The sequence below is a fragment of the Neisseria sp. 27098_8_158 genome (assembly GCF_041433145.1).
Lineage (GTDB): Bacteria > Pseudomonadota > Gammaproteobacteria > Burkholderiales > Neisseriaceae > Neisseria > Neisseria subflava_E.
Genome location: NZ_JAPWAZ010000001.1, coordinates 681,083 through 695,183, shown reverse-complemented (window position 1 = coordinate 695,183; position 14,101 = coordinate 681,083). Strand labels below are relative to the sequence as shown.

The following is a 14,101-nucleotide window of genomic DNA, read 5'->3' as shown; positions in this document are numbered from 1 at the left end:
AAACAAATTTACACGATAATTGTGTTTTTTGTTTTCAGACGGCCTTTACGTTTTTTCTTTAACGGTGATACTGACGAGACAATTCGTGTACGGTATCGACCAAGATTTTGGCGTGTTCGGGGTCGGCGTGTTGGTTGATGCCGTGGCCGAGGTTGAATACATGGCCGCTGCCGTGTCCGTAGTCAGCAAGGATGCGCGCGACTTCGGTGCGGATAGATTCCGGTGTGCCGAAGAGGGCAAATGGGTCGAAGTTGCCTTGCAGGGCAACTTGTTCGCCGACGCGACGGCGTGCTTCGCTGATGTTGCAGGTCCAGTCCAAGCCTAATGCATCTGCGCCGATTTCTGCCATGCTTTCCAGCCATAAGCCGCCGCCTTTCGCAAATACGATAACAGGCACGCGGCGGCCTTCGCTTTCACGTTTGAGTCCGGCAACAATTTGTCGGATGTACTTCAGGCTGAATTCTTTAAACGCTGCATCGCTCAACACGCCGCCCCAAGTGTCGAAAATTTGTACGGCTTGTGCGCCGGCATCGATTTGGGCGTTGAGATAAGCGGTAACAGCTTGAGCATTGGTGTCGAGGATTTTATGCAGCAAATCAGGGCGCGAATACATCATAGTTTTGATGGTGCGGAATTCTTTGCTGCTGCCGCCTTCGACCATGTAGCAGGCGAGTGTGAACGGGCTGCCGGAGAAGCCGATGAGTGGCACGCGGCGGTCCAGTGCTTTACGGATGGAAGTTACGGCATCAAAGACGTATTGCAGTTTTTCCATGTCGGGAACTTGCAATTTGGCAATGTCGGCTTCGTGTTGCAAAGCGCGTTCAAATTTCGGGCCTTCGCCTTCGGCAAAGTACAGGCCCAAACCCATGGCATCTGGAACGGTCAGAATATCGGAAAACAGAATTGCCGCGTCCAGATCAAAACGTTCTAAAGGCTGGATGGTAACTTCGGTAGCCAGTTCGGTGTTTTTGCACAAATCGAGAAAGCTGCCTGCGCGTGCGCGTGTGGCTTTGTATTCAGGCAGATAGCGTCCGGCTTGGCGCATCATCCAGATGGGCGTGTATTCGACAGGCTGTTTGAGCAGGGCGCGGAGGAAAGTGTCGTTTTTCAGAGCAGTCATGATAAATAGGCTTTCTGATTTGGTGTGTTGGACAAAGTTCAGACGGCCTTAGATATGTATTGAGGCCGTCTGAAATGATTAAATGGTTGGTTCTGTTGTAGATTTCATACTATCGCTTAATGCGAAATCAGCACATCAATTGGGTTGAGGGAGTGCTGCCGGATGTTCTTCTTCGGCTACGCTTTCCAAAACCAGATTGCGTTGTTCTTGCGCTTTTTGTGGCTGGTCAGTTTCATCAAACACGCGGGCCAAGACCAAATGCGCAGATATGCTGGGTTGCAGGGCGATGCTGGCTTCGAGGTAGCCTTGGGCTTTGCCCCAAAGTTTGCGGCTGTAAGCCAGTTGGCCAAGATACATCAACAGTAGCGCATTGTCCGGTTGTTCCTGCAACCAAGAATCTGCCAAATCGATGGCTTTTTGCTGGTCGCGCTCGCTTAGGAAACGAACGGATTCGACAAATGCTTCCAAAAGCTCGGGCTGGCGGTTTTGCGGATAATGGGTTTTTACCCATTTGACCGCTTCGGCATACAAGCCCAAACGCTCGTATTTCTCGGCAATCGCGACGCACAATTCGCCAGATTTCACGTTTTCGGGAATCTGTTTTAAACAGGCTTTCAGACGGCCTGCATCGGTTACTTCGCTCAAGAGGCGGCGATATGCCCAGTTCTGATACTGTTCTGCTTCGTAATCGTTGATAGCGCCGGCTTTGACCAGTTTTTCCGCTTTTGCCAAGACATCTGAAGCATCGCCGTGATCAAAGGCATAACGCAATTGCAGGCGCACCAAGCGGCTTAAGTTGCTATTGATTTTGGCTGCAGCTTCAAGATTTTGTGCGGCAGTCGGATAATCGCGGCGGCCCAGTGCGGATTCAGCCAGCAAAAGATGACGGGAAAGCTGTTGTTTTTGTGGCAGGTGTTCGATTTCGTGTAGGTAGCGGTCGCGCAATTCGAAGTTTTCCATTTGGTCGGCTGCGTGCGCGCCCAACATCAAAGCCAGGGTGCGGTTGTCGCCTGCTTCTTTGTTTTGCAAGACTTTGGCGGCTTCTTGTTCGGCTTTTTCAAAACGACCTTCAAAATATGCCAGACCTGCGCTGTTCAAAGAGGCAGAAGCTTGACGGCCTTTGCGGGCAATGCCGAAGCGTTGCATACGTGCCGGAATGTTCAAGAGGCCGAACACGAATTTAATCAGGAAATACAAGACGAATACGCTCAACAGCAGGCCTAAAACAAAGGCATGCAGATTGATACGCAGCATGGTTTGCTCAACCACGACGTACACGTTACCGGTATAAATGCCGGAAGCCAACGCTAAACCGACGGCGGCGGCAAACAGAATGACAATCCAAACGACGGTTTTCATGCTTGCTCTCCTTTAATTTTGGCAGCAGGCTTGGTTTGGTTTTGTGGTTTGGCAGCTTCGGCGGCCGGTTCTTTTTTGTTTTCAGACGGCAATGCAGGTGCTTCTAAAGATTGAGGGGCAGAAGCGGCAGCCGGTGCGGCAGTTGTGGCTTGCTCGGTAGTTGCAGCCGGAGCGGAAGCGGTTTTCTCGGCAGCTTGGGTTTGCGTAGCTTCTTCGGTCGTCATTTGTGTACGCGAACCTTCTTGATAAGCGCGAACGGCGCTCAAGCTGGCTTTCAGGCTGTCGTCTGAAATCATGCGGACATCAAGGGCTTTGAGTTCGGCCAACTCTTTCAACCATGACTGCGTAGCAGGGGATTTGCTGTCAAAGTATTGTTTTACAGTTGCTTCAACGTTGTTCAAATCGCTTTGATACACTTCGCCGTTGTGTTGCAACAGGGCAATGCGCGCATCCAAAAGGCGCAGGCGCAGGTTTTCACGGATGAAGTAGGTTTGATCGGGTGAAATCAACATGGCGTCGTTGCTGTCCAGATGACGGACTTCAACCAAGCCTTTGAGGGCATTGAGGGATTTTTCCCATGTGTTTTCCCACCAAGTTCCTGAATTGGCGGCTTCGACAGGCGCGGCACCTGGTTTCAATACGCCGTCCAAAACCAAAGGCAGGCCTGAAATACCGGTTTCCAGACGGTCGATACGCAAGGCAGTGGCGGAAATATCGACATAAGGACGGTTTTTCAGCGCGGCCAAATCATTGCTGATGGCTTGCTTGATGGGGATAAGCTCAGGCTGTTCAAAACGGCTTAAGCGGCTGTCAATGTGTTCCAATACGCTGACCGCGCCTTGAAGGTTGCCTGACAGCATCAATTGTTGCGAAGCAGTGTTCAACATCGATTCGGCTTCGTCGACCAGCCAGTTGATGCGGCCTTTGAGTAACTCTTGATAAGCTTTCTGCATTTGCAGGATTTGCTCGCTATTGCTTTTTTGACCGTTGTTCAGGCGGTCTAACTCGGCCTGAATAGCGGTTTGGCGGTTGAGGTTGTCTTTTAAAAGGCTGGCGTTTTCAGATTCGCCCAAGGCCGCTTTGTCGATTTTTTGGTTGAATTCGAGCTCTTGGTTTTTTAAAACATTTTGACCCTGTACAAACAGGAATCCGCTCGCGCCTAGGCCTAGCAGTGCCAAGACGGTTGCACCTGCGGCCAAGGCTTTGCCGCCAGATTGTTTGATGATAACAGGGGCGTTGTTTTGTGGGAGATTGTTGGACTCGGGCATGCTCGCCTCCACTCGCTGAGGTTGGGTAGGTTTGATTTGTTCAGACGGCCTGGTGTTTTCAGAACGTTCAGGCGCCGGAGCTGCCGTATTGGCAACTTGTTGGGTATCTTTATTGTCTTCGACTGGGTTCACTGCTTGGCTCCTTTGTGGCATGGATGAAAGTGCAGCGGATAGAGAAGTGACGGTTTCTACATGTTTGGCACCGACGATGCGAAGCGCATCGGCAATGCGCGGATGATGGGTAAAGTATAGCAAGGATTCGAAGAATCGGGAAAATTGCGGCGGAATCTGATGGAAAAATTCGCGTGCAAGTTCGCCGGATGTAACGTAGGCGGCGGCGATGTCTTCGGTTTTAAAGTGCTGCCAATCGATGGCGTGTGGCCGTCTGAAATAGATTTCGGCGATGTCGATTTGGAAACCCAGTTCGGTCAGTTTGTCTGCTAGAAAATCACGGCCGCCATGACCTCGAATGATTAAAACTCGGGCATTGGGTGGCAGGTTTTTCCAAATAGGCATTCTCAAGACGGCTTCGCTGTCGTTGCCATCTTCGGGAGAGAATACGGGATAGGGGGAGAATTGTGCCAAAGTATGTTGGCTGGTTTGGCCGACGGTAATGTGTGCTCTGGGGCCGTCTGAAAAGTTCAAGTGCGGCGCTGCGGTTTCAATAGCGGTGGGGCTGACCCAAAACACGACATCGGCTTGCTTGAATTGTTCGGGAAGTTTTTTTAAAGCCGAACGATCCGCCTCTATTTCAATCGGACTCAATACCTGAGCCTGCCAACCGGCTGCATAGCAGGTTTGGATATCTTGTTGCGGACGGTTGGACGGACGGATAATGAGTAGAGTAGGCATAATGTGGGATAAATTATTAAGGTTTAGGCCGTCTGAAAGAAGGGTTTCAGACGGCCTGTTGCCGGGGATACGTTATTGATCGACGAATGCGCGCTCAATCAAGTAGTCGCCGCGAACGCCGGTTTTCGGAGAAACGGTCAGGCCGAATTCGTCCAAGACGTTGCAGGTGTCTTTCAACATGGCAGGGCTGCCGCACAGCATGGCGCGGTCGTCTTGCGGATTGATTTTAGGCAGGCCGATGTCTTCGAAGAGTTTGCCGCTGCGCATCAAATCGGTCAGACGGCCTTGGTGTACATATTCTTCGCGTGAAACGATTGGATAGTAAATCAGTTTTTCTTTAACCAAGTCGCCCAAGTATTCGTGTTCGGGCAATTCTTTAGTGAAGCGGTCGTAGTATGCCAAATCTTTTTTGTAGCGTACGCCGTGAACCAAGATGATTTTTTCGAATTGCTCGTAAATTTCAGGGTCTTTGGTAATGCTCAAGAAAGGGGCGATGCCGGTACCGGTGCTCAAGAGGTAGAGGTGTTTGCCCGGATTCAGGTCGCCGGCAACCAATGTACCGGTTGGTTTTTTACTGATGAGGACATCATCACCGACTTTAAGGTGTTGCAGGCGGCTGGTCAATGGGCCGTCTTGTACTTTAATACTGAAAAATTCCAGATGCTCTTCCCAGTTGGCGGAAGCCACGCTGTATGCGCGCATCAGCGGTTTGCCGTCTACCATCAGGCCGACCATGACGAACTGGCCGTTTTCAAAGCGCAAAGATTCGTCACGGGTACAGGTGAAAGTGAAGTAAGCGTCGGTCCAGTGGTGTACGGACAAGACTTTCTGGGTGTTGAATGCTGCCATTGATATTTCCTGTCGGATAAGGCCGTCTGAAAAGGATAAGTCGGGGCGGCCAAGGTTAATAAAAAGAATGGAATATTGTGTTCAGCTACTTGCTTGCCGGTTTGGCTGATTTTTCGCTGAGGCTGTGCAGGTCGGAATAGCGTCCGCCTGCGCTAATCAATTCATGATGAGTGCCTTGTTCTACGACATTGCCTTCATGCATGACAACGATGTTGTCGGCTTTTTCGATGGTCGAAAGTCGGTGGGCAATCACCAATGTGGTACGGTTTTGCATCAGGTTTTCCAATGCGGTTTGTACCAAACGTTCGGATTCATTATCCAATGCGCTGGTGGCTTCGTCCAAAATTAAAATCGGTGCGTTTTTCAAAAGTGCACGCGCAATGGCGAGGCGTTGACGTTGGCCGCCGGACAGTTTTAAACCGTTTTCGCCAACTTCAGTGTGCAAGCCTTGCGGCATTTTTTGGATAAATTCCCAAGCATTCGCGGCTTTTGCAGCATTGATAATTTCTTCTTCACTGAATTTGTCAGCTTGAGCATAGGCAATGTTTTCAGCAATCGTACCATTAAACAGGACAACGTTTTGGCTGACGAATGCCATGCGGCTGCGCAGGCTTTCGAGCGTATATTCATTGATGTTGACGCCGCCAATCAAAACCTTGCCTTCATCCGGATTAAGGAAGCGCGGCAACATATTGGCCAGGGTGGTTTTACCGCAACCCGATGCGCCGACTAATGCAGTCACTTTGCCTTGTGGGACAAGCAGGTTGATGTGGTTCAAGCTGTTGCGTTCGGCTTCAGGATAGCGGTGTACAACATCGCAAAATTCGATATCGCCAGGGTTTGGGCTGAGAATCTGTTTGCCTTCGTTACTTTCTTCAGGTTGATCCAAAAAGGTGAAGACACTTTCTGCCGCCGCTAAACCGCGTTGCAGGGACTGCATCACGCCGGTCATGCGTTTGATGGGGTCAAACATCATGATCATGCTGGACAAAAACGACATAAAATCGCCTGCACTGAAGCCGGAAAGCCCTGCTTGGCGTGCGGCTGCGTAAATAATCGCAGCCAGAGCAACCGAGGCCATTAATTGCGTAATGCCGGTACCGGCAGAGCTGGCGGAAACCTGTTTGAGCAGATTGCGGCGAACATCATTGGCAATACGGTCGAAGCGGCGGTTTTCATAATCTTGACCGCCGTAGATTTTTACAACGCGTTCACCATTAATGCTTTCGCCCAAGACCTGCATCAGCTGGCCAAGATAAATTTGGTTGTTGGCAGACAGTTTGCGCAGGCGTTTGCTGACTGTTTGGATACATACAGCGACGACCGGCAAAATAATAAAAGTAATCAGGGTCAAACGCCAGTTCAGATAAGTCAGCAAGCCCAATAGGCCGACTACGCTCACGCCGTCTTTAGCAATCACGGTAATGACGTTAAACCCTGCATCGGTAATTTGATTGACGTCGTTCAAGATACGAGACATCAAACGGCCGCCGGTATTGCTGCTGAAATACGAAGTCGGCAGATGCATCATTTTGTTGAACATCTCACCGCGCAAGCGCTGCACCAAGTGGCTGGACAGATACGTCGTGCAATATTCGTTGATGAAGTTAAACAGGCCGCGAACGAAAAACAGCGCCACAATTGCCAGCGGCAACCATGACATGCTTTTCATGTTTTTATCGACAAAACCTTCATTAATCAAAGGTTTGAGCAAGTAACCGAAAGCCGGCATCGTACCGGCGACAATCAGCATGGCCACTACGGAGACGATAAACATCTTCCAATAGCTTTTTAAATATCCAAGCAAACGCTTGTACAGCTCCCAGTTGGATGTGGCTTGTGTTGTCTGCATATCAATCCAGATTTAGAGCAAACATGCAATTCTAAACGAAAATATCTGTCATTACAATGTTTGCAATTGAAAGTCAAAAGGAGTTGGTATTGTTTTAACGCCTTGATTTTATATTAGGAACGACTGCGGTGTGGTGGGTTTGGCAATAATGTTACCCACTTCTCAAATATCGGTTGTGGCCGTCTGAAAAAGTTTCAGACGGCCTCTTCAGTCGTCAAGGACGGCCGGTTAAGCCAGGGCTTCCTTAATGATGTCTTTCACTGCCGTTGCATTATTAGGGACAACACGGACACGTTGCGGCAGGTTTTCCAAGCCTTCCAATGTGGCCGGACGAGGGATGGAAACTTCACCGACAGCCTCATGGATGGTGGCTTCAAATTTGGCAGCCAATGCGGTTTCAAGGCAGACAATGGTTTCGCCGGCTTCGCGTACTTCACGCGCTACTTTGATGCCATCGGCTGTATGCGGATCAATCAATTCACGGTCTTGTTTGTAAACCTGTTTGATGGTGGCAAGGCGGTTGGCATGGGTCGATTTGCCGGAAACAAAGCCATATTGTTGATGTACTTTGTTTAAGACAAATTCCAAATTAAAACCTTTGCCGGAGCCTACTTCAGCCCATAAGGTTTTGATTTCGTCTGCATCGCGATCCATCAGGTCAAACACAAAACGCTCGAAGTTGGAGGCTTTGGAAATATCCATAGATGGGCTGGAAGTGACGTGGGTGTGTTCACTGTTGCGTGGGCGGTATGCGCCGGTTTTGAAAAATTCGTCCAATACGTCGTTTTCATTGGTAGCGACAATCAACCGGTGGATGGGTAGGCCCATTTGACGGGCGATATGACCGGCGCAGACATTGCCGAAGTTGCCGCTTGGTACGCAGAAGCTGACTTTTTCGTCATTGCTCGAAGTGGCATTGAAATAACCGGCGAAGTAGTACACGACTTGGGCGACAATACGGCCCCAGTTAATAGAGTTGACTGTACCGATGTGGTATTTGGCTTTGAATTCGGCATCGTTTTGTACGGCTTTAACGATGTCTTGGCAGTCGTCAAACATACCTTCAACGGCGATGTTGTGGATGTTGGCATCTTGCAAGCTGAACATTTGCGCGCGTTGGAATGCGCTCATTTTGCCTTCCGGAGACAGCATGAAGACATTGACGCCTTTTTTACCGCGTAGGGCATATTCGGCGGCAGAGCCGGTGTCGCCACTGGTGGCGCCTAAGATATTGAGTTCTTTGCCTTCTTTGTTCAATACATATTCAAACGCATTGCCCAAGAATTGCATGGCCATGTCTTTGAATGCCAAAGTCGGGCCGTTGGACAGGGCTTGGATTTTGATTCCGTCTGAAAGTGTACGCACCGGAGTAATGGCTTTGGTGCCGAATACTTCTTCGGTGTAGGTGTGGTTGATGATGTCGCGTAAATCATCAGCAGGTATGTCGGTGGCAAACAGGCTCATGACTTCAAACGCCAGCTCAGGATAGCTGAGTGTGCGCCATTGGTCTAAAGTAGCACGGTCGATTTGAGGGTATTGCTCAGGCAGCATCAAACCGCCGTCAGGAGCCAAACCCATCAATAAAACTTCGCTGAATTGCTTGCGTGCGGTTGCACCGCGGGTGCTGATGTATTTCATGGTTTCTTCTCTATATATTTAAAATTCAAATAGAAAGTCAAAACGAATTCAGACGGCCTCGATATTAAAAAAGGCCGTCTGAACGATTATTTGTAGAGTCGTTTGAAGCAGGCGGTAACCGTTTTCGCGGTAACGGAAGCAATGGCCTGCTCGCGGGTTGCCGGACTCAATACCTGCATCATTTCGGTTGCAGTCAATTGATTTGGCGCTTCTTCGCTGGCGCAGCCACAGATTTTATTTTCCCATTCGGCTTGTTTTTCCGCACTCATGGCCAAAGTAATCACACGCCATTCGTTACGTTTGTTCAATTCGGTACGGCATTGGCTGTCTACCGCCATTTTCACTACGCTGCTGCCGATACCTGTACCGCTGCCCAAGCCGCCGAAAGATTCGCCACCGGTAGCGCATGCACCCAATAAGAAAGCTGATGTAACAGCTGCTAAAAGAGTTTTTGAAGTCATGATGTTTCCTGTAAGCAAGGCCGTCTGAAACGCCCGAAGAGTTCTCAAAATAGCATGTATTATACCGTAATGCGGCCCGATATGTGAGTTTGCGAAACTGCCGTATAATGCTAGCGAGTTTTCTTTTCAATCAGCCAGCACGAAAGCCACTATGTCCGACCTTTTTACCCGCCAACCCGAAGCCCCTTTAGCCGAACGCCTGCGCCCGCATTCTTTAGACGATGTCATCGGGCAACAGCATTTGATCGGCGAAGGCAAACCTTTGCGCGTGGCGGTTGAGGGAGGAAAGCCGCATTCTATGTTGCTGTGGGGGCCGCCGGGCGTAGGCAAAACCACGCTGGCACGGATTTTGGCGCAGAGTTTCAATGCCCAGTTTTTGCCGGTTTCCGCCGTATTTTCCGGCGTAAAAGACATACGCGAGGCAATCGAGAAAGCTGAAATTGCCTTGCAGCAAGGGCGTGCGACGATTTTGTTTGTTGACGAGGTACACCGCTTCAACAAAGCGCAGCAAGATGCATTTTTGCCTTATGTCGAAAGCGGCTTATTAACCTTTATCGGCGCTACCACGGAAAATCCGTCATTTGAAGTCAATCCGGCATTACTTAGCAGGGCGCAAGTTTATGTCTTGCAATCCTTGTCTTCAGACGACCTGAAGAAGCTGATTGCCAAAGTATTGTCTTTACCCGAATACCAAGAGTTTACGATTGAAGCGGATGCGCAAGAATTACTCGTGAATACCGCCGATGGCGATGCGCGAAGATTGTTGAATTTATTGGAACAACTTTTACGCGCCGCCGACACACGCCGTCTGAAAACCTTAACCGCCGAATTTCTCGCCGACAGCTTGGGGGCGCAAATCCGCCGTTTTGATAAGGGCGGTGAGAGTTTCTACAACCAAATTTCTGCGCTGCACAAATCCGTGCGCGGTTCGCATCCTAACGCGGCCTTGTATTGGTTCTGCCGTATGCTCGACGGCGGTACCGACCCGCGCTATCTTGCCCGCCGCATTGTCCGCATGGCATGGGAAGATATCGGCTTGGCCGATCCGCGTGCCTTAACGATTGCCAATGATGCCGCTGCCACATTCGAACGTTTAGGCTCGCCCGAAGGGGAGCTTGCTTTGGCTCAAGCCGTGTTGTATCTCGCCGCCGCCGCGAAATCCAACGCGGGCTACAAGGCATACAACCACATGCGCCGTTTCGTCAAAGAAAATGCCAGCGACGAAGTACCTGTCCACCTGCGCAATGCGCCGACCAAGTTGATGAAAGAATTGGGTTATGGACGCGAATATCGCTACGCCCATGACGAACCAAATGCCTACGCCGCCGGAGAAAGCTATATGCCCGACGGCTTGGACGAACCGGATTTCTATCAACCTGTCCCGCGCGGGCTGGAAATTAAAATTGGCGAAAAGCTGAAATGGCTGAAATCCTTGGATGAAGATGCGCTGGATGATTAAAACAATAAATGTACATAATACAAATCTAAGATCAAATTGAATTTTTCAGACGGCCTTTGTTGTTTGAATATTTTTAACCTATACCATACACACACTTTTTCATGAATATTTTTGAAGCCTTACTATTATTGTGCCTGCTGATTGTCATTAGCGCGTTTGTGTCCTGTTCCGAACTAGCGCTTGCTTCGGCACGCAAAATCAAATTGCAGGTCATGGCGAAAGACGGCGGCGATACGCGCGCGCTTGACGTAATCAATATGCAGCAGCAGCCGGGCAGTTTTATTACTGTCGTCCAAATCGGATTGAACGCCGTCGCCATTCTTGCCGGTATCGTTGGCGAGGCGGCAATACGTCCTTATTTTGGCAAACTTTTGGAGAATGCAGGCAGTTGGGGCAGCACAGTTGCCTCTTTGCTGACTTTCTCGCTGGTTACAGGCAGCTTTATTTTAATTGCCGACCTGATGCCCAAGCGTATGGCAATGACCCATCCTGAAGCGGTGGCGGTACGCATTGTCCGTCCAATGATGTTTTTGATTTTTATCTTAAAGCCCCTTGTCTGGGTTTTTGACGGATTGGCAAACGCAATATTCAAACTCTTCAAAATCTCAACCGTCCGTCAGGAGCAGCTTACCTCGGAAGATATTTATGCCGTCGTTGATGCCGGCGCGCAGGCTGGTGTATTGAAAGAACAAGAACACTATCTGATTGAAAACATTTTCGATATGCAGGAGCGCACGGTCACTTCCACCATGAGCACGCGCGAATATATCGCCTATTTCGATAAACACGACGACAGCGATACCGTGTTGGAAATGATGTCGGACAAACCGCACAACAAATTCCTCGTATGTGACGGCGACTTGGAACGCGTCATCGGCTATATCGAATCTCATACGCTGCTGACCTTGTTTTTAAAAGAAAAAGACGTCCGCCTGACCGACAAGCGCGTGTTGCGTAAAGCCTTGTTTATCCCCGACACATTGTCGCTTTATGATGTATTGGAGACCTTCAAAACTTCCGGCGAAGACTTCGCCGTAGTGGTGAACGAATACGCGCTGGTGGTTGGCGTGGTAACGCTGAAAGATGTGATGAGCATTGTGATGGGTGAGCTGGTCAATACCGAAGAAGAGCCGCAAATTATCCGCCGTACCGAAGATACATGGTTGGTAGATGGTGCCACGCCGCTTACTGATGTCATGCGCGCACTGGATATTGAAGAGTTTCCCAATTCGGAAAACTACGAAACCATCGCCGGCTTTATGATGTATTCCTTGCGCAAAATCCCGAAGCGCACCGATTTTTTGGTTTATGCCGGTTATAAGTTTGAAATCATCGATACCGAAAATTTGAAAATCGACCAACTTTTGGTTTCCAAACAAGGAAATATGGTGGGGAAAATGTAACGGGTTGCTGGGAACACTTGAAAAGAAAATTAAAAAATGAATAAAAAGGAAAAAATATTATGACGACAACTGAACCTCAAAAATACGCCCGCAGCCTGCACGCGCCCATCAGCCTCGGCACGACTTCAGACGACCGCTTTATGCCGCGCGGCTTTCTTTCATATTTTGCCGAGCTGCCGAAATTGGTTTTAACCGAAAAATTAGATGGGCAAAACAACTGCTTTGCCGCACACGGCCTCTATGCCCGTAGTCATGCTGCGCCTACCCAGCATCCTTGGGATAAACCTTTGCTGCAACGATGGCAGCAAATCAAAGATGATTTGGGCGATCTCGAACTTTTTGGCGAGAAGACGAAGTCATCCACCGCGACAATATGGCGTCGCATGGGTAGGGAAGGGGAAAAGTAAATATATAAGGTCGTCTGAAACTCAAAAATGCGGTTTCAGACGACCTTTGATTTAGGCCTATGCAGGCTGTAGTGTGGGCAACGGCAGTTTGGGCAAGCTCGCTTTCCATAGGCAAATTATGAACCAATATCCGAACATTGCCTCATGAGGGACACGATATTCAACGGGCAGTAAAATAATCTACGCCGACGACTGAGGAGAGTTCGAGCCGCCAAAATACTGCCTGTACTTCATAGACAGAAGGGTCGGGCAGAAGGGATAAATCGAAAATCCTCAACCAGCTTTTGAAAGCCAATGTCCGCTACGGCGGACTGCAAACAGGTAAAAATAGCTTTCCAGTTGCGAATAGGCAATCGAATGAATGCCATACATAATATAGATGTTTTAAATTATATATCCATTAACTCATAAGAAACATTTCCGGTTTCTAGTAACTCAATAAATACTCTTTTAATAAAATCAAAGTCTTCTATCACCGAACAAGCTGGATAGGGTTCTCCCTCAAAGTAAACCAATCCAGGAGTACCATTAAAGTCAGATTTTGTTCTAATTAGGAACTCCCCATCTTTTCCATACTCAATTAAAGTAAATAAATATCTTTCACCGTCACATTGAACTGATAATCCTGAGATTCCAACTTCTGGCTCTGGGATAAACTCTAACCCCGCAGCCCCCTCATTTAGTTCAATATTATTAAGTATAGATATCATTTTATCTTTATCAATAGAAGATACTCTCTCCCTATTAGATGCTATAATCCAGTCCTTTCCTCTTTGAAATCCACAGGTAAAAAATAAATTATTTGTCATTTTTTTTGGTTCCTTTATTGATCGTTGACCTTTAGACCAAACGTACACTTTAGGTAACTTAGTTCTATTATCTATTGCATGAACAGTAACAGATTTTAACCCAGCTTTTTCAGCAGCTGTAGCTATATCATTTTTACAATAATCACAAACATCCTTACCTTGAACATTAATGACCATACTTTTACCTTTAGTTACACCTCGGTCATAAGCCTGTTGAATAGCTCCTATTTCTGCATGAGCATTTTCCATATTACTATTTGGATAAGGCGAGCCGTTTTTTAAAGGCGGTTTCGCTGCCACATTTTCTGCAATTAGTGTCAGTTTATTTGGATCTGAAAATTTATCCGCCCTAGCCATCTGATTGGTATCAACATAAACCCTGCCATTAACATCCACTCTCGCAATGACATCAATCTTCTCAAGTTTTGTGCCTTGTGCTTTAAGCATTTCGTTTGATAGTTGCTCTTTTAATGGGATAGATTTAGCATTATTCTCCGCACCAGAAGAAATTTTAATCTTATGGTTTTCATATCCTTTTGTTTTCCCAACAATCGGCAATTTTTCGTTTGCATTGGCTCCTTTTGGCAACTTAGTTAAGGCTAGTCCCCCTAACCCCGCAGCTTC

11 protein-coding genes and 1 pseudogene are annotated in these 14,101 nt (G+C 48.4%); 3 read left to right on the top strand and 9 right to left on the bottom strand.

Features of this window, described 5'->3' with window-relative positions; genetic code table 11:
• Nucleotides 1-58: 58 nt before the first annotated feature.
• The 8 genes and pseudogenes from hemE to O3681_RS03330 form a co-directional block, all read right to left on the bottom strand.
• Complete coding sequence (hemE, locus tag O3681_RS03365) at nucleotides 59-1,120, bottom strand: uroporphyrinogen decarboxylase (protein ID WP_371459273.1); 1,062 nt, start codon at nucleotides 1,118-1,120, stop codon at nucleotides 59-61.
• A 135-nt stretch (nucleotides 1,121-1,255) separates the two neighbouring features.
• Nucleotides 1,256-2,479 carry a heme biosynthesis protein HemY gene (locus tag O3681_RS03360; protein WP_371459272.1) on the bottom strand — a complete coding sequence of 408 codons (1,224 nt, stop codon included), beginning with the start codon at nucleotides 2,477-2,479 and terminating at the stop codon, nucleotides 1,256-1,258.
• On the bottom strand, nucleotides 2,476-3,747 hold the full coding sequence (locus O3681_RS03355; RefSeq protein WP_371459472.1) for a uroporphyrinogen-III C-methyltransferase: 1,272 nt from the start codon (nucleotides 3,745-3,747) through the stop codon (nucleotides 2,476-2,478). Before O3681_RS03355 ends, O3681_RS03360 begins: the two co-directional genes overlap by 4 nt.
• A gap of 216 nt (nucleotides 3,748-3,963) precedes the next feature.
• Nucleotides 3,964-4,599: pseudogene (locus O3681_RS03350) on the bottom strand (uroporphyrinogen-III synthase); the annotation flags it as partial.
• A 72-nt stretch (nucleotides 4,600-4,671) separates the two neighbouring features.
• Nucleotides 4,672-5,448: a ferredoxin--NADP reductase gene (locus tag O3681_RS03345; protein WP_101755163.1), complete on the bottom strand. Its 777-nt coding sequence runs from the start codon at nucleotides 5,446-5,448 to the stop codon at nucleotides 4,672-4,674.
• Nucleotides 5,449-5,533: 85 nt separating this feature from the next.
• Nucleotides 5,534-7,300, bottom strand: coding sequence for a lipid A export permease/ATP-binding protein MsbA (gene msbA / locus O3681_RS03340; protein WP_371459271.1), 1,767 nt, complete (start codon nucleotides 7,298-7,300; stop codon nucleotides 5,534-5,536).
• Nucleotides 7,301-7,528: 228 nt separating this feature from the next.
• Complete coding sequence (gene thrC, locus O3681_RS03335; protein ID WP_371459270.1) at nucleotides 7,529-8,938, bottom strand: threonine synthase; 1,410 nt, start codon at nucleotides 8,936-8,938, stop codon at nucleotides 7,529-7,531.
• Between the two features lie 86 nt (nucleotides 8,939-9,024).
• Nucleotides 9,025-9,399 carry a hypothetical protein gene (locus O3681_RS03330; RefSeq protein ID WP_371459269.1) on the bottom strand — a complete coding sequence of 125 codons (375 nt, stop codon included), beginning with the start codon at nucleotides 9,397-9,399 and terminating at the stop codon, nucleotides 9,025-9,027.
• Between the two features lie 151 nt (nucleotides 9,400-9,550).
• On the opposite strand from O3681_RS03330, the gene O3681_RS03325 reads away from it, so the two are divergent.
• From O3681_RS03325 to O3681_RS03315, 3 genes are all read left to right on the top strand, one after another.
• Complete coding sequence (locus O3681_RS03325; protein WP_371459268.1) at nucleotides 9,551-10,858, top strand: replication-associated recombination protein A; 1,308 nt, start codon at nucleotides 9,551-9,553, stop codon at nucleotides 10,856-10,858.
• A gap of 101 nt (nucleotides 10,859-10,959) precedes the next feature.
• Nucleotides 10,960-12,261, top strand: a complete 1,302-nt coding sequence (locus O3681_RS03320; RefSeq protein WP_003679774.1) for a hemolysin family protein — start codon at nucleotides 10,960-10,962, stop codon at nucleotides 12,259-12,261.
• Nucleotides 12,262-12,320: 59 nt separating this feature from the next.
• The gene (locus O3681_RS03315) at nucleotides 12,321-12,668 is read left to right on the top strand and encodes an RNA ligase family protein (protein ID WP_371459267.1); all 348 of its coding nucleotides are present in this window, start codon (nucleotides 12,321-12,323) and stop codon (nucleotides 12,666-12,668) included.
• A gap of 389 nt (nucleotides 12,669-13,057) precedes the next feature.
• On the opposite strand, the gene O3681_RS03310 is transcribed toward O3681_RS03315, so the two are convergent.
• A complete protein-coding gene (locus O3681_RS03310; RefSeq protein ID WP_005697953.1) occupies nucleotides 13,058-13,378 on the bottom strand; it encodes a hypothetical protein in 321 nt (106 codons plus the stop codon).
• Between the last annotated feature and the right edge of the window lie 723 nt (nucleotides 13,379-14,101).